Origin of the sequence: Micromonospora lupini str. Lupac 08, assembly GCF_000297395.2 — a bacterium.
GTDB lineage: Bacteria > Actinomycetota > Actinomycetes > Mycobacteriales > Micromonosporaceae > Micromonospora > Micromonospora lupini.
In genome coordinates this window covers 1450565-1472354 of sequence record NZ_HF570108.1, presented here as the reverse complement: position 1 = coordinate 1472354, position 21790 = coordinate 1450565, and the positions used below count along the sequence as shown (strand labels likewise).

The window sequence follows — 21790 nt, the reverse complement described above, 5'->3', positions numbered from 1 at the left end:
CGAACCGACACGCAATCGGTCAACAGAGCATATACGGTGCGTGACGGAATGACCGGGACTGATCAGTCCCCGGTGTGCCTGCGGCCGACCGCTATCACCTTCACCCGCTGCCGTCCGGCCCGCACCATGCCCAGCGCCATGAAGGCACCGGCGATCCGGTCGGCGGCCTCCCTGCTGCTGGCGCCGACCACCTGGCGGCGGCGCTCGGGGGTGACGCGCTCGTTGCGGTCGACGCCCTCGACGGGACGCACGTCGGTGAGCACGACCAGGAAGCGGGTCATCGCCGGCCCTCGCGGTGCGGGGCGAGAGACTTCGGATCGGTACGCACGTCGTCTCCTTCCGGCGGGCGGGAACGGACGGCACGCGGCGATCGGGTACGGGGGAGAAACCCGATCGCCGCGCGCCCTATCCCCTCCGGTCGCTCACCACCACCGTCGCCACGACAACCGGCGGTGAGGACGCGATGACAGATTGACACGTCTACAGCCATGAATGCAACTCTCATCGGCCATCTCTCATGTACCCGTTCCCATGAATGTGTGCGACCATCGATGCATGGCCCCGAAGACCGCCCGCGCCCGCCGGCTCGGCATCGCCCTGCGCCACCACCGGGAAGCCGCCGGGCTGACGTTGGAGACCGCCGCGGACGAGATCAACAGCACCCGCAGCACCCTCTCCCGCTACGAGAACGCCCAGACGCTGATCAGCCCGGCAACCGTGCGCGCCCTGCTCACCTCGTACGGGGTGGGTTCCGAGGAGGTGGCCGCCGCGGTGCAGCTCGCCAAGGACGCCCGCAAACCGGGCTGGTGGGTGTCGTACTCGTACCTGCTCGACCCGCGCACCATCGACTTCATCGCCCTGGAGGCGGAGGCCACCGCCATCGCCAACTTCGAGCCGTCGGTGGTGCCCGGCCTGCTGCAGACCGCGGACTACATCCGCGGCGTGATGCGCGGCGGGCCGCACACCCTCGGCGACGAGTTGGTGGAGCAGCGGGTCAAAGTCCGGCTCGACCGCCAGGCGCGGCTCACCGCCGACACCCCACCCATCCTCGACGCGATCATCGACGAGGGCGCGCTGCTGCGCCCGGTCGGCGACCAGTCGGTGATGGACGGCCAGCTACGGCACCTCGTCAAGATGGCCGAACTGCCGAACATCACCGTCCAGGTGATCCCGCTCTCCGCCGGCTACCACCGGGGCACCCGAGGCTCGCTGCACATCCTTGAGTTCGCCGACCCGGAGGACCCGATCATCGCCTCGGTGGAGACCGTCGCCGGTCAGATGATCCTCGACCGCGCGGGCGAGACGCGTACCTGCACCAAGATCATGGAGCATCTGCGCAGCGTGGCGCTCAGTCCGGCGGACAGCCGGGCCATGCTCCTGTCAGTCCTGAAGGGACGGTAGGACCGAATGACACCGACGATCACAGCGGCGTTGGCCGCGGCGGCGTGGCGCAAGAGCAGCCGTAGCGGCGACGAGGGCGCCTGCGTGGAGGTGGCCACGATCCCCCAACGGGTGGCCGTCCGCGACTCCAAGGACCCGGCCGGCCCGGCCCTGCTGTTCCCCCCGGCGGCCTGGGCCGCCTTCGCCCAGGCCCCGCCGCGCCGCTGACCTGACCGCGACAGCGACCACCCCGCCCCCGCGCCCCGCTGACCGGGCCGTCACCGGCCGATCAGCGGGGCGCGGGCGGAGAAGGGGACGCGCAGGCGAGCGGAGCCGGCCGACGATCGGGAACTCAGGCGACCAGCGGGCGGGGCTCCGGCACGGCGCGCAGCGCCTCCAGGGCGGCGATCGCCACACCTCGCGCGCCGGCCATGTCACGGTCGGGCACCAGCGCGAAGGTGGCCACCGCGGCCTGCTCCTCGCGCAGGACTGTGTGCTCGCGGACCGTCGCCAGGAACCAGTCGCGGAACTCCGGCGCCGCCTCCACCACCCCACCCCCCACGAAGTACGCGTGCGGATCGGTGAAGTTGGCCGCCACGGTGAACAGGCGGCCCAGCGCCATCGCCTGCTGGGTGAAGAGGTCCCGGGCCAGCGCGTCACCCCGCTCGCCGTAGCCCCGCACGAGCTTCGCCGCCCGCGCCAGCGGCTCGGCGGCCAGCGGGTGGTCGGGGTGGCGGGTCAGCCAGTACGGCAACAGGTTGCGCTCGATGCCGGTCAACGAGGCGACGCTCTCCACGTCGCCCGTGAAGCCGCAGGCGCAGGTGGGCTCCGGCTGTCCCGGGCCGAGCAGCCCGTTCAGCGGGATGTGCACGTGACCCAGCTCGCCGGCCATGCCGGCGGCGCCGGCGATCACCTTGCCGCTCTCGACCACGCCGCCGCCGAGACCCGTGCCGACGATCGCCGCGACCGACGACCGGGCCATCGCCTCGTCGCCGAAGTACACGTGGTGGGCGTAGAGCGCGGCCGCGTTGCCGTCGTTGTGGTAGATCACCGGCAGGCCCAGTCGCCGCTGGAGAGCCCCCCGCACGTCGAAGCCACGCCAGGCCGGCTGGGAGAAGTTGGTCGAGCCGCGCGACGAGATGACGCCTGTGGCGCTGGCCGGGCCGGGCGTGTCCAGCCCGACCGCCCGGACCAGCTCGCGGGGGACGCCGGTCTGCGCCAGAGCCCCGTCCAGCGCCCGGGCGAGCGCTTCGATCGCCGCGTCCGGCCCGGAGCGCACCTCGCTGGGGATCTCCAGCAGCCCGTCCACCAGGAACCGGCCGTCCACCGTCAGGACCGTGGCGTTGTTGCTGGTGCCCCCGTTGTCCAGGCCGACGACCACCGGCACACCTGCGCTGCCCACCGAAACCGCCTCCCGCCCTCATGAGTGTGAGCCGAGGCTAGTGCCAACCCCGCTCCCCCGCCACGCCCGCCCACCGAAACCGGGTCGGGGGCACCAGCCGAGCCCCGGCGACACCCGGAGGTGCTGTCCCCGGTGCCCCGGATTGCTGTCGCGCGTCCTTTGCACTGCTTCACTCCACGCACCAGAAACCGGCCGCAGGTGTTGCGCCGGTTGAAGCAGAGCAAAGGACGCGAACACGTGGGGGCGCGGCCAACCCAGCGCCCCCGCTGTCGCGCCCGCCCGTTGAAGCAGAGCAAGGGACACGAACACGTAGGGGCGCGGCCAGCCCGGCCTCTCCGGCACAGCGCCGATGGGCGTGGTCAGCCGGGGCGGTGGGCGATTACCGCCGTGGCGTCCCGGTCCTCGTCGTGCCGCACGCTCGGGACCAGCCCGGCCGCGCGGAACGCGTCGCAGAGCGCGTCGGTCTGCGTCGTGCCGGCCTCGACGACCAGGTGTCCGCCGGGTGCCAGCCAGTGCGCCGCGTCGACGCCCACCCGCCGCAGGACGGTGAGCCCGTCCGGTCCGCCGTCGAGCGCCACCGTGGCCTCGTGCAGCCGCGCCTCCGGCGGCATCAGCGCCACCGCGTCGGTCGGCACGTACGGGGCGTTGGCCACCACCAGGTCGAGCCGCCCCCGCCAGTGGGCCGGCAGCGGGGCGAAGAGGTCACCCTCGTACACCTCGGCGGGCAGGCCGGCGAGGTTGCGCCGGGCGCAGGCAACGGCCGCCGGGTCGATGTCGGCGGCGGCGAGCCAGCGCGGCGCGAGCCGGCGTGCCAGCGCGACAGTGGTGGCCCCGGAGCCGCAGCAGAGGTCGACCACGGCCGGCGCCGGGCCGGTCAGCTCGACGGCCGCGTCGACAAGCAGGGCCGTCCGGCCGCGCGGCACGAAGACGCCCGCGTCGACGGCGATCCGCAGACCGCAGAACTCCGCCCAGCCGAGCAGGTACTCCAATGGCTCGCCGGCCACGCGTCGGGCGGTCAGGTCGGCCAACGTCGCCGGGGAGTCCGCGGCGGCCAGCAGCAGCTCGGCCTCGTCCTCGGCGTAGACGCAGCCGGCGGCGCGCAGCCGGCCCACGAGGGTGGTTCGGTCGCTCAACGTCACAGGATCCTCAGGCCGGCCCGGCGGCGTCCAGGGCGGCGGCGATGTCGGCCACCAGGTCGGGTGTGTCCTCCACGCCGCAGGAGAGCCGGACGAAGCCGGGGGCGGTGTCGTCCCCCCACTGCGCCCGCCGGTCGGCAGTGGTGTGCAGACCGCCGAACGAGGTGGCCGCCGCCACCAGCCGCGCGGCCTCGACGAAACGGGCCACCCGGGCGGCGTCGCCCAGGTCGAACGAGAGCACCCCGGGCATCCGGCGCATCTGCGCCGAGGCCACCGCGTACGCCCGGTCGTCCGGCAGCCCTGGCCAGCGCAGACCTGTCACGTCCGGCCGGGCCGCCAGCAGGTCGGCGACGGCGGCGGCGTTCGCGCTCTGCCGGGCCAGCCGCAGGTCCAGCGTCGCCAGCGACCGGTGCGCCAACCAGGCGTCGAACGCGCCCGGAACCGAGCCGGTGCCGGTACGCCAGAGCGTCACCGCCTCGATCACCTCGGCGGACCGGCTCGCCAGGTAGCCCAGCAGCAGATCCGAGTGCCCGGTGAGCGCCTTGGTGCCGGAGGCCACCACCAGGTCGGCGCCGAGGTCCAGCGGACGCTGCCCGAGCGGGGTGGCAGTGGTGTTGTCGACCGCGAGCAGGGCGCCGGCGGCGTGCGCCCGCTCCGCCAGGGCGGCCACGTCGACCACGTCGAGACCCGGGTTGGCCGGGGTCTCCACAAGCACCAGCCGGACCCCCTCGAAGGAGGGGTACGGGCCCACGGTCGGCACGAAGAGCACCCGTACGCCGATCGTCTCCAGCACGGCGGTGGCGAACGCCCGGACGGGGAAGTAGCCGTCGGAGGGCAACACCACGGTGTCCCCCGGGCGCAGCAGGGTGAGCAGCGTCCCGGTGATGGCGGCCTGACCGCTGGCGAAGACCCGGCACTCACCGCCCTCCAACTCGCCGACGGCGGCCTCCAGCAGCCGTCGGGTCGGGTTGTCGGGGCGGCCGTAGCCGTTCGGCGAGGTGCCCTGGCCCTGCCACGGGTCGAGGTGGTACGGCGCGGCGAAGACCGGACCGGGCAGGAACGGGTCGCCCGGCACCGGCTCGGGCAGGCCGGCGCGTACGCAGCGGGTGCCGTCTCCCAGTTCGCTCATCGGTTCCCTCACTCGTACGACTCGGGCTTGGCGGTTCGGCTCATCAGCGTCTCCACGGCGAGGCGCGGGTCCATCCCCTCGTGGCAGATCCGTTCGACGTGCTCGGTGATCGGCATCTCCACCCCGTGGGCGCGGGCCAGGTCCCGGATCGCGAGGCAGCTCTTGACACCCTCGGCGGTCTGTCGCGTCGCGGCCTGGGCCTGCTCCAGCGTCTCGCCCCGGCCCAGGTGCTCGCCGAAGGTGCGGTTGCGGGCCAGCGGGGACGAGCAGGAGGCGACGAGGTCGCCCATGCCGGCCAGCCCGGCGAAGGTGATCGGGTCCGCGCCGAGCGCCACACCGAGGCGGGCCGTCTCGGCCAGCCCCCGGGTCATCAGCATGGCCCGGGTGTTGTCGCCGAAGCCCATCGCGGTGGCGATGCCGTACGACAGGGCGATCACGTTCTTGACCGCGCCGCCCAGCTCGCAGCCGATCACGTCGTCGTTGGTGTACGGCCGCAGGTACGGCGTCCGGATCGACGACTGCACGAGGGCGGTGCGGTCGCCGTCGGTACCGGCGACCACGGTGGCGGCCGGCTGCTCGGCGGCGATCTCGGGGGCCAGGTTCGGACCGGAGACCACCACCACCCGGTCCGCGGCCACCCGGGCGGTCTCGACGATGACCTCGCTCATCCGCTTCGTGGTGCCGAGTTCGATGCCCTTCATCAGCGACACCAGTGTGGCGTCCGGGTGCAGGTGCCCGGCCCACTCGGCGAGGTTGCCGCGCAGGGTCTGCGAGGGCACGGCCAGCACCACCACCTCGGCGCCGCTGATCGCCTCGACGGCGTCGGTGGTGGCGGTGACCCGGGCGGGCAGCAGCAGGTCCGGCAGGTACTCCGGGTTGCGCCGCTCGGCGCGGATGCTCTCGGCCACCGGGGCGCGGCGGGCCCACACAGTCACGTCCCGCCCCGCGTCGGCCAGGATCTTGGCGAAGGCGGTGCCCCAGGAGCCGGCGCCCAGCACCGCGACGTGGCCGCTCATGCCGCTTCACCGTGGTGGCGCTCGACGGACGGTCGGGCCGGTCGTTCCCACAGCGGCGGCGGGGTGCCGCCGCGGATCTCGGCGAGCATGTCCCGCAGCCGCAGCATGATGGCGTCCGTCATCTCCTCGAGGGTGTCCCGGGTCGGCGGGGCGCCCGCCCAGCGGCTCAGGTCGACAGGTTCGCCGGCCACCACTGTCACCGGGATCCGGGGGCGTGGGTTCAGTCGGCTGGTCCGCGGGTCGAAGATCCGCTCCGGTCCCCACATCACCAGCGGCACCACTGGTGCGCCGGTGGCCAGGGCGAGCCGGGCGGCGCCGGTCTTGGCCTTCATCGGCCACAGCTCCGGCTGTCGGGTGGTGGTGCCCTCCGGGTAGATCACCACCGCGCCGCCCTCGTCGAGCGCGGCGACCGACCTGTCCAGCGAGCGGACCGCGTCCACGCTGCCGCGCTCGACCGGGATCTGCCGACAGCGGTGCAGGATCCAACCGACCAGCGGCACCCGGAACACGCTGGCCTTGCCCAGGTACTGCGGCCACCGCCCGGAGTCGTAGATGAAGTGCGCGGAGACCAACGGGTCGGCGTGCGAGATGTGGTTGGCAACGATGATCATCCCGCCGTCCTGGGCGAGGTGCTCCTGGCCGCGCCAGGTCCGCTGGGTCCAGACGGTCATCACCGGCTTCACCAGCCCCACGGCGAACCGTTGCCAGAACCCCAGCCTCCGCCGTGCCACTGTGCCTCCTCGTCGCGCCCCGACCCGCCGCGCGCCCCACCCGCGACGCCCGCAGCGGAAATCATGCCTGCTCGCCCCCGGTACGGCCAGCGAGGGTCCCGTCGTCCGGCTGGCAGGATTGCGGACGTGAGTCAGCCGAGGTGGGCCGTGGTGGTGCCGGTGAAGCGTCTGGCCGCGGCCAAGAGCCGGCTGCGGGGCGCGCTGCCCGGCGTACCGCATGAGGAGCTGGCGCTGGCGCTGGCGGCCGACACGCTGCGCGCGGTGCTGGCCTGCCCGGCGGTCGCCGAGGCCCTGGTGGTGACCGACGACACCCGGGTGGCGGCCGCGGCGCGGGCCGCCGGGGCGCGGACGCTGCCCGACGTGCCGGACGCCGGCCTGAACGCCGCGTTCCGGCACGGCGCGGCACAGACCCCCGGGCGGTGGGTGGCCGGGCTCACCGCCGACCTGCCGGCGCTACGCCCCGCCGAGCTGGCCGACGCGCTGCTCGCGGCGCAGCACGGGCACGAGGGGGTACGCCGGTTCGTGGCGGACGCCCCCGGCGGTGGGACGGTGCTGCTCGCCGCGCCGCCGGGCGTGGACCTCGACCCACGGTTCGGGGTCGGCTCGGCGGCGGCGCACGCGGCGAGTGGGGCGCTGCCGCTGACCGGCGACTGGCCCAGCCTGCGGCGGGACGTGGACACCGCCGAGGACCTGGCCGCCGCCGCCCGGCTGGGGCTGGGGCCGCGCACCGCCGCGCTGCTCGCCGCCGGCTGCCCGGCGCGCTGAGACGAGCTGAGCCGCCGGCTGCCCGGCGCGCTGAAACGAGCCGACCCGCCGGTGTACGGTGCCAGCATGCAGGGCACGGTGGCCAGTTACGACGCGGCGACGCGCAGCGGTGTCCTGCTGCTCGACGACGGCACCGAGCTGCGCTTTCCCGCCCGGGCGTTCGACGCATCCGGCCTGCGGCTGCTCCGGCTCGGCCAGCGGGTGCGCATCGACACCGATCCCGACGGCGAGGTCGTCCGGGTGACATTGCCGACGATGAACTGAGCTGGCGAGGCCAAGTTCATTTTGCGTTAACTCGAATCGGGTGATTATGAGCGGGTGAGCACCCCTCGCGAGCATCCGGTCACCTCTCCCGCCACCGACCCCCGCAACGGCGCCCGCGTCCGCGGCACCGACGGCCGTTTCCGCCCGTCCCGGGCCGAACGGGCCGGCGCCGCCCGCGCCGACACCCTCGCCGACGACCCGGGCGCCGCCTCCTCCGGGCTCGACGAGGTCATCGAACCCGGCGTGCCTGCCACGGAGACGGACGGCCCGGCCGCCGGGGCGGCCCTGCCCGGCCCCTCCGGAAGCCTCTCCACGGGCGGTGACTCGGACGACGACCCACCGGCTGCTCCCCCGCTGCCGGAGGACCGCTTCCTCAACCGGGAGCTGTCCTGGCTCGACTTCAACGCGCGGGTGCTGACCCTCGCCGAGGACCAGCGCACCCCCCTGCTGGAGCGGGCCAAGTTCCTGGCGATCTTCGCCAGCAACCTCGACGAGTTCTACATGGTGCGGATCGCCGGCCTGAAGCGGCGGCTCTCGGCCGGCCTGCCGGTGCGCGGCGGCGACCGGCTGCCCCTGCGTACGCAGCTGGAGCTGATCGCCGAACGGACCGCCGAGCTGGTCGCCCGGCACGCCGCCTGCTTCGTCGACGACGTCCTGCCCCGGCTGGCCGACGAGAGCATCCGCATCCTGCGCTGGGGCGAACTGGGCGACCCCGAGCGGGAGCGGCTGCGCACCTACTTCCGGGAGCACATCTTCCCGGTGCTCACCCCGCTCGCGGTGGACCCGGCGCACCCGTTCCCGTACATCTCCGGGCGGTCGTTGAACCTGGCGGTGGCGGTCCGGGACCCGGACGGCGGTTCCGAGCTGTTCGCGCGGGTGAAGGTGCCCAACAACGTCCCGCGCTTCGTGCGGGTCGACCGGGACCAGCCGGGTGTGCGGATGCTGCCGGTGGAGGACCTGATCTCCGTGCACCTGGGTCAGCTGTTCAGCGGCATGCAGGTCGTCGAGTGCCACCTGTTCCGGGTCACCCGTAACGCCGAGGTGGAGGTCGACGAGGACCGCGACGAGGACCTGCTCCAGGCCCTGGAACGGGAGCTGGCCCGCCGGCGGTTCGGCCCGCCGGTCCGCCTGGAGGTCGCCGCGTCGATCTCCGACCACGTGCTGGAGCTGCTCGTCCGCGAGCTGGACATGGACGACCAGGACGTGCTGCGGGTGCCCGGCCTGCTGGACCTGTCCGCGCTGTGGCAGGTGTACGGCGAAGCCGACCGCCCCGATCTCAAGGACCCGCCGTTCGTGCCGGCCACGCACCCCCGGCTCGCCGAGGGCGAGGTGCCGCGCAGCGTCTTCTCCACCCTGCGCGACGGGGACATCCTGGTGCACCACCCGTACCACTCGTTCGCCACGAGCGTGCAGCGCTTCATCGAGCAGGCCGCCGCCGACCCCAACGTGCTGGCCATCAAGCAGACCCTCTACCGCACCAGCGGTGACTCGCCGATCGTCGACGCGCTCGTCGACGCGGCCGCCGCCGGCAAGCAGGTGGTGGTGCTGGTGGAGGTGAAGGCCCGCTTCGACGAGGTCGCCAACATCGGCTGGGCCCGCACCCTGGAGCGCGCCGGCTGCCACGTGGTGTACGGCCTGGTGGGGCTCAAGACACACTGCAAGACCGCCCTGGTGGTCCGGCAGGAGGGCAACCAGATCCGCCGGTACTGCCACATCGGCACCGGCAACTACCACCCGAAGACCGCCCGCCTGTACGAGGACTTCGGCATGCTCACCGCCGACCCGGAGATCGGGGCGGACCTGACCGACCTGTTCAACGTGCTGACCGGCTACAGCCGGCAGACCGCGTACCGGCGGTTGCTGGTCGCCCCGCAGGGCATCCGCAGCGGCCTCATCGAGCGGATCGAGCGGGAGATCGCGCACGTCCGGCTGGGCATGCCCGGCCTGGTCCAGTTCAAGGTCAACTCGCTGGTCGACGAGGGTGTGACCGACGCGCTGTACCGGGCGTCCCAGGCCGGCGTCCACGTCGACCTGCTCATCCGGGGCATGTGCACGCTGCGTCCGGGGGTGCCGGGACTGTCGGAGAACATCCGGGTCCGCTCGATCCTCGGCCGGTTCCTGGAGCACTCCCGGGTCTTCCGGTTCGGCAACAACGGCGAGGCCGAGTTCTGGATGGGCTCGGCGGACCTGATGCACCGCAACCTGGACCGGCGGGTGGAGGCGTTGGTGCAGGTGACCGATCCGGTCGCCCGAGCCGAGCTGGACCACGTGCTGACCGCCGCGATGAGCCCGGACGTGGACGCGTTCGAGCTGGCCGGCGACGGGACCTGGACGCGACGTACCGGCGGCGAGGAGGCCCGGGTGCATCTGCAGGAACTGCTGCTGCGCCGCGTCGGTGGCACGGCCGGCTGACCGATCGCGGCATAGGCTGAGCTGATGGTCGAGGAGGAGCAGAAGTACGAGGTGGACGACACCTTCGTGCTGCCGGACCTGTCCGCCACGTCCCCGGCCGGCGGCCGGGTCCGGGAGTTGCCGCCGGTGACGCTCGTCGCCCGCTACCTCGACACGGTCGACCTGCGGTTGGCCCGCGCCGGTGCGTCGCTGCGCCACCGTGCGGGTGACGAGCTGCCGTGGACGGTGAAGCTGCCCACCGGCACACCTGGCGTCCGGCACGAGATCTCCCGCCCCGGGCCGGTCGGGCAGCCGCCGCCGGAGCTGGTCGAGCTGGTCACCGCCCTGCACCGGGGCGCGCCGCTGGCGCCGGTGACTGTCGTCCGCACCGTCCGGCACGCCCACGAGGTGCGCGACCGGGCCGGCACGGTGCTCGCCGAGGTGGTGGACGACCGGGTGACGGTCCTCGACGACACCGGGGCCACCACGGGCGCGTTCCGCGAGGTGGAGGTGGAGCGCAAGGCCGGCGACCGCAAGCTGCTGGAGCGAATCGGCGGCGTGCTGCGCGAGGCCGGAGCACGGGCCGGCTCGTTCACCCCGAAGCACGTACGGGCGCTGGGCGCGGTGGCGCGGGCCGAACCCGACCTGGTCGGGCCGGGCGGGCTGACGGCCGACCCGAGCGCCGGGGAGGTGGTCACCGAGGCGGTCCGCAAGGAGGTGGGCCGGCTGTTGGCGCACGACCCGCTGGTGCGGCTGCGCACCTCGACCGACGGCGGCGACAGCGCCGTACACCAGATGCGGGTGGCCTGTCGACGGCTGCGCAGCGACCTACGCACCTTCCGGCCGCTGGTGCGCCGGAGCTGGGCCCGGCCCCTGCGCGACGAGTTGCGCTGGTTGGCCGGGGTGCTCGGCGCGGCCCGCGACGCCGAGGTGCTGCGCGACCGGCTGCGGCGCACGGCGATCGCCGACCCGCTCAGCCCGCTCGACACGGGCGCGGTGGACCGGCTGGACGAGGCGCTCGCGCGGCGGCAGCGGCAGGCGCTCGCCGGCATCGACGAGGCGCTGCGCTCCCCGCGTTACCTGGCACTTGTGGACGCCCTGGTGCTGGCCGCCCGCGCGCCCCGGCTCACCCGACGGGCGGCCACCCCGGCGGCGCGGACGCTACCCAGGCTGGTGGCCCGCCCGTGGCGGCAGCTCACCGGCCCGGAGGGCGTGGACGGCCTCGACCCGTCGGCCCCCGACGAGCGCTGGCACGCAGTCCGCAAGGAGGGCAAGCAGGCCCGCTACGCGGTCACCGCAGTGCTCCCGGCCGTCGGCGGGGACGCGCGTCGGCTGGCCCGCGCGTTGGCACGCGTCCAGGACGTGCTCGGCGAGCACCAGGACGCCGCGGTGGCCGCCGAGACCTGGCTCGCCCTCGCCGCCGACCGGCCGGAAGACCACGAGCTGGCGGTGACCGCCGGGCGGCTGGCCGAACGGGAACGCGACACGGTCCGCGCGATGCGGGCCCGCTTCCCCGCCGCGTGGCACCGGGCGACCCGGCGACGGCGGACCAGATGGTTGCCGTGACGGGCATCCGGGCTGCCGGCGGAGTCTGCTGGCGACCGACAGCCGACGGCGTCCGGGTCTGCGTCGTGCACCGCCCGCGCTACGGGGACTGGACGCTGCCCAAGGGCAAGCTCGAACCGGGCGAACATCCGCTGGTCGCGGCGGTCCGGGAGGTGGCCGAGGAGGCCGACGTGCGGGGCGTGCCGCAGGTGCGGCTGCCGTCGGTGCGCTACCGCAGCGAGGGGCAGTCCAAGCTTGTCGACTACTGGTCGATGCTCGCGGTCGCCGACGGTGGTTTCCAGCCGGGCACCGAGGTCGACGACATCCGCTGGCTCCCGGTGGACGACGCGGTCCGGCTGGTCAGCTACCCGCACGACGCCGAGGTGCTGGCCGCGTACGCCGCGCTGCCGGCGGTGACCGCGACTGTCGCGCTGGTCCGGCACGGGCACGCCGGCAAACGGGCCACCTGGACCGGCCCGGACACGGCCCGCCCGCTCGACGCCGAGGGATGGGCCCAGGCGTACGCCCTCGCGCCGCTGATCGCCGTGGTCCGGCCGGCCCGGCTGCTGTCGGCGTCGCCGCGCCGCTGCGTGCAGACCCTGGACCCGGCGGCGGCGCTGCTCGACCTGCCGATCGAGGTGTGCGGCGACCTGGACGAGCCGCAGCCGGGTCAGCAACGCGACGAGCGGGCGCTGGCCACCGCCGCCCAACTGCTGGAGCTGGCCCGCGCCGGCGGGCAGGTGGCGGTGTGCAGCCAGGGCAAGGTGCTGCCGGGCGCGTTGGAGCAGCTGACCGGCCGCGCCGACGAGGACTTCACCACCCCGAAGGGCGGCGGCTGGCTGCTCGCCTTCAGCGGCGACCGCCTGCTCGCCACCGACCGCCTGTAGCGGCCTGGTAGCGGGCCGGCCCGGGTGGCCGGTAGCTCGCCGCCAATCGCCCGTAGCGGCCCCTCAGCGGCCGGCTCGCACGCCCTACGGCGGCGGTCAGCGGGGCGGCAGGGTGAGGGTCACCGCCACCGGCAGATGGTCGCTGGCCTCGCCGCGCGGCGCGACCGGGTCGCTCGCGGTGAGGCCGGGCGAGACGAAGACGTGGTCGATCTGCTGGCGCGGATCGTCGGCGGGGCTCGTCGCCAGCGGACGGGCGACCGCCAACGCGTCGACGAGACCTGCCGAAGTGAACTGTGCGAACGCCTCGTCGCCCGGCTCGGTGTTGAGGTCGCCGGCCACCACGAGCGGCCGGCCCGCCGCGTACCCGGTGGCGAAGTCGGCGACCGCGCGGGCCTGCGCCACCGGGCCCGCGTCGGGTGGCGGTTGCAGGTGGGTGCTGACCACGGCGCAGCGCACCCCGTCGCCGAGGTCCAGGGTGACGGCGAGAGCCTGCGCTCCCGTGGGCGCTCCGAGGGACGGCAGCGACCGGGACCGCAGGTCGGTGACCGGCCACCGGCTGAGCACCGCGTCACCCCAGACCGGGTCGGCGGCCGGCCCGAACACGTACGGCATGCCGAGCCGGTCGGACAGCAGGTCCAGCGTGTCGTGGCCGCCGTTGAGCAGCCAGCCCCGGTCCACCTCGCTGAGCAGCACCACATCGGGGCGCTGCCGGTCGATCGCGGCGCTCAGCCCGGCCAGGTCGAACCGGCCGTCCAGCCCGAAGCCCATCCGGATGTTGTACGCCACCACCCGCAACCGCTCCGGCGGACCCTCCCGGTTGCTCGCCACCGCCACCTCGTCGGCGAACAGTGGCGCGAGCAGGGCCAGCGCGGCGACCGCGCCGGCGGTCCGCAGCGGCGGAAGCGGGCCGGGACGCCGCTTCCCGGAGGGGCGGGCGGCCAGGGCCACGGCGGCGACCACCCCGGCCACCACGACCGGCACCGCCGCGTTCGGGTAGCCCAGATCGTAGGCGGAGTAGTAGCCCACCGCCCCCAGCACGAAGAGCAGCATGCCGGCGGCGACGGCGTACCCCCGACGGGCCGCCGTTCGGCGGGTGCCGTCCACGCCTGCCGCGCCCCCATCGCCGGCCTCGCTCCCGGCGCCGGCGCCGGTCCCGACGCCGGCGGCGCCGGTCTCGACGGCGTCGGCGGCGCCGGTCTCGGCGGTCTCAGCGGCGACGGCGTCGGCGCGGCCCGGAGCGTCGGTGAGGGCGAGGCAGGCGCCGAGTCCGACGGCGGTGAGCAGGATGGCCGCGACGAGCAGGTCGCCACGGTCGAGGGCGAAGAGCACCACGCCCACCAGGAGGGCCGCCGGTCCGAGTGGCCGGCCCCACCGCCGGGTCGGACCCGCCAGCGCGGCCAGCAGGAACCCGGCGACCGCCACCGGCACCGGCGCCAGGCCGAACAGCGGTGAGCGGGCGACGTCGCCACCCGCGACGAGGTACGACATCCCGGTCTCGGCCAGGGCCGGCGCGAGGGCCACCATGCCGGTGAGTAGCAGCACCGGCCCGGCCAGCAGCCAGGAACGGGCGCCACCCGGGCCCGGCGGCGCGGTGGGCAGCGCGGCGGGCAGCGCGGTGGGCAGCGCCGTGCCGAGCAGGAACAGCACCACCGCGACGGCGCTGAGCAGCCAGGCCGCCCAGCCTCCCCGCCAGACGAGATCGTAGGTGTCCAACAGGGCGTGGACGGCGGCGTTGACCGCCAGCCCCAGGGCCAGTCCCGGGACCGGACGGTCGGTGCCACCTGCGACACCCACCAACCAGACCAGGCCGGCGAGCAGACCGGCGGTGGCCAACCAGAGCTGCGGACGGCCGCCGGGGGCGCTGGTGAGCGCGAGCCGGGCCACGGCCAGCAGCACGGCTGCGGTGCCGGCGACCCGACGAGAGCCCACCCGCCGGACCAGTGCCGGCGCGGCCATCGCCAGGACGAACCAGCCGAGCGCGAACGCGCCCATCAACTCGGCCGGGGTGGACGCGGCCTGCCCGAAGATGGTGATGATGCCGGGCAGCCAGACGCGCAGCACGTCGATGAGCAGAACGACGCCCAGCGCGAGCGATCCGGTGGTGAGCTGGCGGTAGCGCACCGGCGCCCCATTTCCCGTCGGCGGACCGGCTCAGAGGGGGGCCGGCACGGCGATTCTGCGCGTACGGCCGGGCCGGGTCAACGGTCCGGGACGCGCAGAGGGCGCCCACCGAGACGGTGGACGCCCTCTGGGCGGACAGGCGGTCAGCGCTTGCTGGCCGTCTTCTTGGCCGGAGCCTTCTTCGCCGGCGCCTTCTTGGCCGCCGTGCTCTTGCTGGCCGTGCTCTTGCTGGCCGCCGCGGTGGTCTTCTTCGCCGTGGCGGACTTGGTCGCCGCGGTGGTCTTCTTCGCCGTGGCGGTCTTCTTGCTGGCGGCCGTCTTGGTCGCCGTGGTGGTCTTGCTCGCCTTGGCCGGGGCGGTCTTCTTGCTTGCCGCCTTGGTGGCGGCGGTGGTGGTGGTCTTGCTCGCCTTGGCCGGGGCGGTCTTCTTACTGGCCGCCTTGGTGGCGGTGGCCTTGGTGCCCGCCGCCTTGGTGCCAGCGGTCTTGGCCGTGGTGGTGGCGGTCTTCTTCGCCGCCACCGTGGCCTTCGGCACCTTGCCGCTGGCCACCATCTCCTTGAACCCGGCGCCGGGGCGGAAGGTCGGAACGGACGTCTTCTTGACCTTCACCGCCTCGCCGGTACGCGGGTTGCGCGCTGTTCGTGCGCCACGCACACGCTTTTCGAATGCTCCGAATCCGGTGATCGCCACCTTCTCGCCCTTGGTGACCGCCGCCTGGACCTCAGTGAGGACCGCGTCGAGCGCGGCCGTCGCCGTCTTCCGGTCCCCCAGGCGAACGGCGAGCGCCTCGATGAGCTCGGCCTTGTTCACGACTTCCTCCCGATTGTGCAACTGACTCGACGCGAGCCATTCTGCGCGCACCGTATGCCCTGTGCTGCCTGGACACAAACATTCGGTAGAAAAAAGCCCTTGTGTCGTAACGGATTCGCCCCCACCGGTGGGACCGGTGAGGGCGGAATCCGATGTGCGGGCGCGCGTACGGCTATGCCACCGAGGGCAGGAACGGGGGTCGCGACGCCTCGTAGGAGGTGATGTCATCGGCGTGCCGGAGGGTGAGTCCAATGTCGTCCAGGCCCTCCAACAGCCGCCACCGGCTGAAGTCGTCAAGCGGGAACGACCAGGTCGCGTCCCCGGCACGGAGCTGTCGGGCGGTCAGGTCGACGGTCACCGGAGTGGTCGGCTCGGCCTCGACGAGATCCCACAACTCCTCGACGGCTTTCAATTCCAACTCGACCGGCAGCAGACCCTCCTTGAGTGCGTTGCCGCGGAAGATGTCACCGAAGCGCGGGGCGACCACGGCGCGGAAGCCCCAGTCGCGCAGTGCCCAGACGGCGTGCTCCCGGGAGGAGCCGGTGCCGAACTCCGGACCGGCGATGAGGATCGACGCACCGGAATAGGATTCATCGTTGAGCACGAATGTCGGGTCTTCCCGCCAGGCGTTGAACAGCCCGTCGGCGAAGCCGGTGCGGGTCACCCTCTTGAGGTACACGGCCGGGATGATCTGGTCCGTGTCCACGTTGGACCGGCGCAGCGGCACGGCGGTGCCGGTGTGGGTGGTGAACTTGTCCATCTCCTGAAGTCCCTTCTACAGGTCGGCGGGGGCGGCCAGTCGCCCGGCCACGGCGGTGGCGGCGGCGACCGGCGGGGAGACCAGGTGGGTACGACCGCCCCGGCCCTGCCGGCCCTCGAAGTTGCGGTTGGAGGTGGACGCCGAGCGCTCGCCGGGCTTGAGCGTGTCGGGGTTCATGCCCAGGCACATGGAGCAGCCGGCGAACCGCCACTCGGCGCCGGCGTCGACGAAGACCTTGTCCAGTCCCTCGGCCTCGGCGGCCTCCCGGACGGCGGCGGAGCCGGGCACCACGAGCATCCGGACGGAGTCGGCGACCCGGTGCCCGCGCAGCACGTCGGCGGCGGCCCGCAGATCCTCCAGGCGACCGTTCGTGCAGGAGCCTACGAAGACCACGTCGATGGGCAGCTCCCGCAGCGGGGTGCCGGGGCGCAGGTCCATGTACTCCAGCGCGCGGCGGGCGGCGGCGCGCTCCGAGTCGGTGACGAACTCCTCCGGGTCGGGCACCGGCGCGCTCAGCGGCGCGCCCTGCCCGGGGTTGGTGCCCCAGGTGACGAACGGCGTGATCCGGCTGGCGTCCAGGGTCACCTCGGCGTCGAAGCTCGCGCCCTCGTCGGTGGGCAGCGTCCGCCACCAGGCCACCGCCGCGTCCCAGTCCGGGCCCTGCGGCGCGTTGGGCCGACCCTTGAGGTACGCGAAGGTCGTCTCGTCCGGCGCGATCATGCCGGCCTTGGCGCCCCACTCGATGGACATGTTGGCGATCGTCATCCGCCCCTCCATGGAGAGGGACTCGATGGCCTCGCCGCGGTACTCGACGATGTGCCCGCGCCCCCCACCGGTGCCGACCTGGGCGATCAGCGCGAGCACCAGGTCCTTGGCGGTGACGCCGGGGGCGAGCTGGCCGGTGACGTTGACGGCCATGGTCTTCGGCCGGCTCTGCGGCAGCGTCTGGGTGGCCAGCACGTGCTCCACCTCGCTGGTGCCGATGCCGAAGGCGAGCGCGCCGAACGCGCCGTGGGTGGCGGTGTGCGAGTCGCCACAGACGATCGTCATGCCGGGCTGGGTGACCCCGAGCTGCGGGCCGATGACGTGCACGATGCCCTGGTTCTCGTCGCCGAGCGGGTGCAGCCGCACGCCGAACTCGGCGCAGTTGCGGCGCAGCGTCTCGATCTGCGTACGCGAGGTCGGGTCCGCGATGGTGAGCAGGTCGCCGCGGCGGAGCCGGAACGCCGGATCGGCGTACCCGGTCGGGGTGTTGTGGTCCTCGGTCGCGAGGGTCAGGTCGGTACGGCGCACCCGGCGCCCGGCGAGCCGCAGCCCGTCGAACGCCTGCGGGCTGGTCACCTCGTGCAGCAGGTGCAGGTCGATGAAGAGCAGATCCGGCTCACCAGCGGCGGACCGTACGACGTGCGCGTCCCAGACCTTCTCGGCCAGGGTCCTCGGCTCAGGAGTGACTCCCACCATCTGGACATCCTAAATTCTGGGAGGTAAGTTTCGGCTTGTGGGACACAGTATGAGCGGTGTCGGCGTTCTCGACAAGGCGGTGGTCATCCTGGCCGCCTGTGTCGACGGCGCCAGCCTGGCCGAACTCGTTGAACGCACGAAGCTGCCCCGGGCCACCGCGCACCGGCTGGCACAGGCACTGGAGATCCATCGGATGCTCGTCCGGGACACCCAGGGGCGTTGGCGTCCCGGCCCCCGGCTGGGCGAGCTGGCCAACGCGGCCCCGGACGTCCTGCTGACCGCCGCCGAGCCACTGCTGGCCGCGCTGCGCGACGCCACCGGCGAGAGCGCGCAGCTCTACCTGCGCCGCGCCGACGAGCGGATCTGCGTGGCGGCGGCGGAGCGCGCGAGCGGCCTGCGGGACACCGTTCCGGTGGGCTCGGTGCTGCCGATGACCGCCGGCTCGGCGGCCCAGATCCTCCTCGCCTGGGAGCCTCCGGAGGCGGTGATGCCGCTGCTGCCGCGCAGCAAGTTCACCGGTCGCACCCTGGCCGAGGTCCGCCGCCGCGGCTGGGCGCAGAGCGTGGCCGAGCGGGAGGCCGGTGTGGCGAGCGTCTCCGCGCCGATCCGCGACCGCACCGGCCGGGTGATCGCCTCGGTGAGCATCTCCGGCCCGATCGAGCGCCTCGGCCGCCGCCCCGGCGAACGCCACGCCATGGCAGTGGTGAGAGCCGGCCAACGCCTCTCCGGCCTCTAACCCCCACCCCACCCCCACCCCTGCCCACCCCGCGTTGATCATGAGGTTGGCGGCACCCGAATCGGCGTGTCGCCCCCGCCAACCTCATGATCAACCGAGAGAAGGCCGGGGAGCAGGGCCGGGTAAAGGGAAAGGCTCACCTCGCGGAGCGAGATGAGCCTTTCGGTTGTAGCCCCGACCGGATTCGAACCGGCGCTACCGCCTTGAGAGGGCGGCGTCCTGGGCCGCTAGACGACGGGGCCAGAACTTCCTGTTCACCGCCCTCGCAGGCGGTGCCGCTGTAGTCTAGCGGCACCGTCGGCAGGGGCGAGCGTGGGGTCTGGGCACCGTCGGGCACCGGAAACGGGCGTCGCACCAACGAAACAACCCGCCTCACCGAGGTGAGACGGGTTGTGCACAGATGTAGCCCCGACCGGATTCGAACCGGCGCTACCGCCTTGAGAGGGCGGCGTCCTGGGCCGCTAGACGACGGGGCCAGAACCACTTTCGCTCCCCCACCCTCGCGGGCGGAGGAGCTGCACTCTACCAGAGACCACTCTCCGCCCCCGGAGGGGCGGAGTCGAACTCCGTCAGAATCCAGCGTCCGGAACTCTCGCGAATTCCAGCAGCGCTGGGGTACCAGGACTCGAACCTAGACTAACTGAACCAGAATCAGTCGGGCTGCCAATTACCCCATACCCCATTGGCCCCTTGCGGCGCCGGGAGTGAACATTACCCTCCCGGTGCCGGCAGGCCAAATCCGATCCCCCCGAACCACCCGTGAGCTGCGGAAACAGGGGCATCGGACGGATCAGGCGACGGGGACCACCGGGTTGCTGAGCTCGCCGATGCCCTCGATCCGCACGGTGACGGTATCCCCCTCGACGAGAGGGCTAACCCCCGCCGGAGTGCCGGTGAGCACCACGTCGCCGGGCAGCAGGGTCATCACGTGCGAGATGTACGACACCAGGCCGGCCACGTCGAAGACCATGTCCTTCGTCCGGCCGAGCTGGCGTACCTCCATCTCGTCCGGGTTGCGACCCACCTCACAGCGGATCTCCAGGTCGGAGACGTCCAGCCCAGTGGTGATCCACGGGCCGATCGGGCAGAACGAGTCGAAGCCCTTGGCGCGGGTCCACTGCCCGTCCGAGCGCTGCAGGTCCCGGGCGGTCACGTCGTTGGCGCAGGTGTAGCCGAAGATGGCGCGTTCGGCGGCGGCCCGGTCGGCCCGGCGGGCGCCCGGCGCGCCGATCACCACCGCCAGCTCCGCCTCGTGCTCGACCTGCTTCGAGAAGATCGGCAACCGGATGGCGTCGCGGGGACCGATCACCGAGGTGGACGGCTTGAGGAAGAGCAACGGCTCCTTGGGCACCTCGTTGCCGAGCTCGGCGGCGTGGTCGGCGTAGTTGCGGCCCACGCAGACCACCTTGCTGGGCAGGATCGGCGAGAGCAGTCGGACGTCGGAGAGGGCCCAGCGGGCCCCACTGAAGGAGAGCTGGCCGAACGGATGACCCTCGATCTCGGCGATGGTCAGGCCCTGCGACCCGGCCCCCGCTTCGCCCTCGACGGCTCCGAACGACATTCCCTTGGCATGAGCGAAACGAGCGATACGCACCCGGCCAATCTAGCCCCGCCGGCACCGCCACCGGCCACAACCGGCCGCCGGGTGTGCGCAACCCGTCACCGTCGTGGCACCCTAGCGCAGGCCGGGGCGGCGGGGGCGGGCTTCCCGACTTCGTACCCGCACGGAGGTCGGACGCCCCTAGCGTCGGCTCCGGAGGTTCGTTCGTATGCCTGCATCGACACGACACCACAGAGCCCTCGCGGTGTTCGTACACTGCCTCGGCATCCTCGCCGCCGTGCCGGCCCTGCCCGCGGCGGCCCCGGAGGCGGCGGCCGCGCCACGACCAGCGGCCGCCACGCCACAACCAGCCACACCCGTTCCACCAGCCACAACGACGACACCGGCGCCGGGGCCGGCGGCGGTCACGCCGTCGGCGACCGTGAGTCCCGCGCCACCGGCGGTGGCGGTGGCCGCGCGGGCGAGCGCGGAGCCCACACCGCCGTCGGCGCCGCCGGCGGTGGCACCACCGTCGCGGGTACCGGCGTCGGCGCCCCCGCCTCCGGTCACGGTGGCGGTCGCGACGGAGCGCAGTCCCGCGCCGCGGTACCAGATCCACGTGCGCAACGTGGGCAACTCGCCCCTCGACACCACGGTGCGCCAGGAGCTGCCGTCCGGGTCGTCGCCCACCGCGATCAGCGGGGGCGGGCGGTCCAGCAGCTCCGGCGGGTCCACGGCCGAGGTGACCTGGCGGTTGCGGTTGCCCGCGCACAGCACCACCACGCTGGGCACGGCGCTGACCGCTGTCGCGCCGGGCCAGCCGCTGACGGCGCCGGCCTGCGCGTTCACAAGTGACGGCACCCGGCCGTACGACTGCGCCAGCGCCACCTGGCAGGCGGCCGGAGCCCCGGCGGCCGAGGTCACCGAGGCGCCGCCCTGGCGGCGGTTTCCGGTGCTGCTGGCCGGGTTGGGCGTCCTGGTGCTGCTCGGCGCACTCGTGGCCTGGGTGTGGCGGCGACAGCGCGGACGACGGGTGAACGCCGCCGCCCTGGCCACCAACGGAACGCCGGACGCCAACGGAACGCCGGACGGTGGACGCGGAACGATCTACCCGCGTGCGGCGAGTCCGAGCCCGAGCCGACGGCGGCGTACGCCGCCGGTCTGGCTGCTGGTCGGCGCGGCGGCGGTGGTGCTGGCGGGCGTGATCGGCACGGCCGGCTGGACGGCCACCCGGCAGGTGTCGTCGATCGACACCCAGAAGCAGCCGACCAGCGGCGCGTGGATGGGCACCGGGGTCTCCGGGCCGGTGGGCGTGCCGCTGCGGGAGTCCGCGTTCGAGTTCACCGTCTACCGGATGTCGTGCACGGCGGATGGGCCTGACGCGGCACCGGCCGGCGGTCGGCGCTGCCAGGCCACCGTGGGTGTGCGCAACGTCACCGGCGCCCAGCAGCCCTGGCACGGCCAGCTCCAACGCGCCTACCTGCCGGGTGGCCGGTGGGTGAGCACGGACGAGCCCGCCACCCGGGCGGCCAACCTGGGTCGGGACGTCTTCGCCAACCCGGTGGCCGCGGGCAGTCGGGTGGTGCTCCCGCTGGTGTTCAGCGTCGACGGGCGGGACCCGCCCCGGCAGCTGGAACTGCGCAGCGGGGTGTTCTCCGCAGGCGTCCGGGTGCAGATGCCCTGACCGGCGACGGGGCGGCGGTCGTACCCTGGGTCC

At 73.7% G+C, this 21790-nt stretch carries 20 protein-coding genes and 3 tRNA genes; 9 read left to right on the top strand and 14 right to left on the bottom strand.

All coding sequences use genetic code 11. The features are described from left to right. Positions 1-62: 62 nt before the first annotated feature. Positions 63-281, bottom strand: coding sequence for a hypothetical protein (locus MILUP08_RS08005; protein ID WP_007456449.1), 219 nt, complete (start codon positions 279-281; stop codon positions 63-65). 274 nt (positions 282-555) lie between these two features. On the opposite strand from MILUP08_RS08005, the gene MILUP08_RS08000 reads away from it, so the two are divergent. Together MILUP08_RS08000 and MILUP08_RS07995 are read left to right on the top strand one after the other, a co-directional pair. Continuing rightward, the gene (locus MILUP08_RS08000) at positions 556-1401 is read left to right on the top strand and encodes a helix-turn-helix domain-containing protein (RefSeq protein WP_007456445.1); all 846 of its coding nucleotides are present in this window, start codon (positions 556-558) and stop codon (positions 1399-1401) included. A gap of 6 nt (positions 1402-1407) precedes the next feature. Further along, a complete protein-coding gene (locus MILUP08_RS07995; protein ID WP_007456443.1) occupies positions 1408-1608 on the top strand; it encodes a DUF397 domain-containing protein in 201 nt (66 codons plus the stop codon). Between the two features lie 124 nt (positions 1609-1732). On the opposite strand, the gene MILUP08_RS07990 is transcribed toward MILUP08_RS07995, so the two are convergent. The 5 genes from MILUP08_RS07990 to MILUP08_RS07970 form a co-directional block, all read right to left on the bottom strand. Continuing rightward, positions 1733-2782, bottom strand: a complete 1050-nt coding sequence (locus tag MILUP08_RS07990; RefSeq protein WP_007456440.1) for an ROK family protein — start codon at positions 2780-2782, stop codon at positions 1733-1735. Between the two features lie 359 nt (positions 2783-3141). Then, positions 3142-3921: a putative protein N(5)-glutamine methyltransferase gene (locus MILUP08_RS07985; RefSeq protein ID WP_007456437.1), complete on the bottom strand. Its 780-nt coding sequence runs from the start codon at positions 3919-3921 to the stop codon at positions 3142-3144. 7 nt (positions 3922-3928) lie between these two features. Beyond that, on the bottom strand, positions 3929-5047 hold the full coding sequence (locus tag MILUP08_RS07980) for a cystathionine gamma-lyase (RefSeq protein WP_007456434.1): 1119 nt from the start codon (positions 5045-5047) through the stop codon (positions 3929-3931). Positions 5048-5055: 8 nt separating this feature from the next. Continuing rightward, on the bottom strand, positions 5056-6063 hold the full coding sequence (locus MILUP08_RS07975) for an NAD(P)H-dependent glycerol-3-phosphate dehydrogenase (protein ID WP_007456432.1): 1008 nt from the start codon (positions 6061-6063) through the stop codon (positions 5056-5058). Beyond that, positions 6060-6794 carry a lysophospholipid acyltransferase family protein gene (locus MILUP08_RS07970; RefSeq protein WP_007456431.1) on the bottom strand — a complete coding sequence of 245 codons (735 nt, stop codon included), beginning with the start codon at positions 6792-6794 and terminating at the stop codon, positions 6060-6062. The genes MILUP08_RS07975 and MILUP08_RS07970 overlap by 4 nt, the downstream gene beginning before the upstream one ends. A 126-nt stretch (positions 6795-6920) precedes the next feature. Between MILUP08_RS07970 and cofC the strand changes: the two genes are divergently transcribed. The 5 genes from cofC (at position 6921) to MILUP08_RS07945 (ending at position 12646) form a co-directional block, all read left to right on the top strand. Then, a complete protein-coding gene (cofC, locus tag MILUP08_RS07965) occupies positions 6921-7559 on the top strand; it encodes a 2-phospho-L-lactate guanylyltransferase (protein WP_007456429.1) in 639 nt (212 codons plus the stop codon). 66 nt (positions 7560-7625) lie between these two features. Further along, entirely contained in the window at positions 7626-7823 is a 198-nt protein-coding gene (locus MILUP08_RS07960) for a cold-shock protein (protein ID WP_007456426.1), read from the top strand. A 54-nt stretch (positions 7824-7877) separates the two neighbouring features. Next, positions 7878-10235, top strand: a complete 2358-nt coding sequence (locus MILUP08_RS07955; RefSeq protein WP_007456424.1) for an RNA degradosome polyphosphate kinase — start codon at positions 7878-7880, stop codon at positions 10233-10235. A gap of 24 nt (positions 10236-10259) precedes the next feature. After that, positions 10260-11780 (top strand): CYTH and CHAD domain-containing protein, encoded by a 1521-nt coding sequence (locus MILUP08_RS07950; RefSeq protein ID WP_007456421.1) that lies wholly within the window; start codon positions 10260-10262, stop codon positions 11778-11780. Then, positions 11768-12646 carry an NUDIX hydrolase gene (locus MILUP08_RS07945; protein ID WP_007456418.1) on the top strand — a complete coding sequence of 293 codons (879 nt, stop codon included), beginning with the start codon at positions 11768-11770 and terminating at the stop codon, positions 12644-12646. Before MILUP08_RS07950 ends, MILUP08_RS07945 begins: the two co-directional genes overlap by 13 nt. Before the next feature lie 96 nt (positions 12647-12742). On the opposite strand, the gene MILUP08_RS07940 is transcribed toward MILUP08_RS07945, so the two are convergent. The 4 genes from MILUP08_RS07940 to leuC all read right to left on the bottom strand — a co-directional run bounded on the left by MILUP08_RS07940 (position 12743) and on the right by leuC (position 17797). Continuing rightward, entirely contained in the window at positions 12743-14767 is a 2025-nt protein-coding gene (locus tag MILUP08_RS07940; protein ID WP_007456416.1) for an endonuclease/exonuclease/phosphatase family protein, read from the bottom strand. Between the two features lie 143 nt (positions 14768-14910). Further along, entirely contained in the window at positions 14911-15576 is a 666-nt protein-coding gene (locus MILUP08_RS07935) for an HU family DNA-binding protein (protein WP_007456413.1), read from the bottom strand. A gap of 172 nt (positions 15577-15748) precedes the next feature. Next, positions 15749-16336 (bottom strand): 3-isopropylmalate dehydratase small subunit, encoded by a 588-nt coding sequence (leuD, locus tag MILUP08_RS07930; protein ID WP_007456411.1) that lies wholly within the window; start codon positions 16334-16336, stop codon positions 15749-15751. A gap of 15 nt (positions 16337-16351) precedes the next feature. Next, entirely contained in the window at positions 16352-17797 is a 1446-nt protein-coding gene (gene leuC, locus MILUP08_RS07925) for a 3-isopropylmalate dehydratase large subunit (protein WP_007456409.1), read from the bottom strand. Positions 17798-17846: 49 nt separating this feature from the next. On the opposite strand from leuC, the gene MILUP08_RS07920 reads away from it, so the two are divergent. Further along, positions 17847-18533, top strand: a complete 687-nt coding sequence (locus MILUP08_RS07920) for an IclR family transcriptional regulator (protein WP_007456408.1) — start codon at positions 17847-17849, stop codon at positions 18531-18533. A 169-nt stretch (positions 18534-18702) separates the two neighbouring features. On the opposite strand, the gene MILUP08_RS07915 is transcribed toward MILUP08_RS07920, so the two are convergent. The 4 genes from MILUP08_RS07915 to MILUP08_RS07900 form a co-directional block, all read right to left on the bottom strand. Then, positions 18703-18775: transfer RNA gene (locus MILUP08_RS07915), tRNA-Glu, on the bottom strand. Between the two features lie 161 nt (positions 18776-18936). Further along, a tRNA-Glu gene (locus MILUP08_RS07910) sits at positions 18937-19009 on the bottom strand. Positions 19010-19143: 134 nt separating this feature from the next. Further along, positions 19144-19215: transfer RNA gene (locus tag MILUP08_RS07905), tRNA-Gln, on the bottom strand. A 108-nt stretch (positions 19216-19323) separates the two neighbouring features. Beyond that, positions 19324-20127 (bottom strand): fumarylacetoacetate hydrolase family protein, encoded by an 804-nt coding sequence (locus MILUP08_RS07900; protein ID WP_007456402.1) that lies wholly within the window; start codon positions 20125-20127, stop codon positions 19324-19326. 175 nt (positions 20128-20302) lie between these two features. On the opposite strand from MILUP08_RS07900, the gene MILUP08_RS07895 reads away from it, so the two are divergent. Further along, a complete protein-coding gene (locus MILUP08_RS07895; protein ID WP_039905596.1) occupies positions 20303-21757 on the top strand; it encodes a hypothetical protein in 1455 nt (484 codons plus the stop codon). Positions 21758-21790 lie beyond the last annotated feature (33 nt).

Excerpts from the sequence above, each read along its gene's own strand:
- MILUP08_RS08005 (WP_007456449.1), bottom strand. The coding sequence starts at position 281 with ATGACCCGCTTCCTGGTCGTGCTCACCGACGTGCGTCCCGTCGAGGGC.
- MILUP08_RS08000 (WP_007456445.1), top strand. The coding sequence starts at position 556 with ATGGCCCCGAAGACCGCCCGCGCCCGCCGGCTCGGCATCGCCCTGCGC.
- MILUP08_RS07995 (WP_007456443.1), top strand. The coding sequence starts at position 1,408 with ATGACACCGACGATCACAGCGGCGTTGGCCGCGGCGGCGTGGCGCAAG.
- MILUP08_RS07980 (WP_007456434.1), bottom strand. The coding sequence starts at position 5,047 with ATGAGCGAACTGGGAGACGGCACCCGCTGCGTACGCGCCGGCCTGCCC.
- MILUP08_RS07975 (WP_007456432.1), bottom strand. The coding sequence starts at position 6,063 with ATGAGCGGCCACGTCGCGGTGCTGGGCGCCGGCTCCTGGGGCACCGCC.
- MILUP08_RS07960 (WP_007456426.1), top strand. The coding sequence starts at position 7,626 with ATGCAGGGCACGGTGGCCAGTTACGACGCGGCGACGCGCAGCGGTGTC.
- MILUP08_RS07950 (WP_007456421.1), top strand. The coding sequence starts at position 10,260 with ATGGTCGAGGAGGAGCAGAAGTACGAGGTGGACGACACCTTCGTGCTG.
- MILUP08_RS07945 (WP_007456418.1), top strand. The coding sequence starts at position 11,768 with ATGGTTGCCGTGACGGGCATCCGGGCTGCCGGCGGAGTCTGCTGGCGA.
- leuD (WP_007456411.1), bottom strand. The coding sequence starts at position 16,336 with ATGGACAAGTTCACCACCCACACCGGCACCGCCGTGCCGCTGCGCCGG.
- leuC (WP_007456409.1), bottom strand. The coding sequence starts at position 17,797 with ATGGTGGGAGTCACTCCTGAGCCGAGGACCCTGGCCGAGAAGGTCTGG.
- MILUP08_RS07920 (WP_007456408.1), top strand. The coding sequence starts at position 17,847 with ATGAGCGGTGTCGGCGTTCTCGACAAGGCGGTGGTCATCCTGGCCGCC.
- MILUP08_RS07895 (WP_039905596.1), top strand. The coding sequence starts at position 20,303 with ATGCCTGCATCGACACGACACCACAGAGCCCTCGCGGTGTTCGTACAC.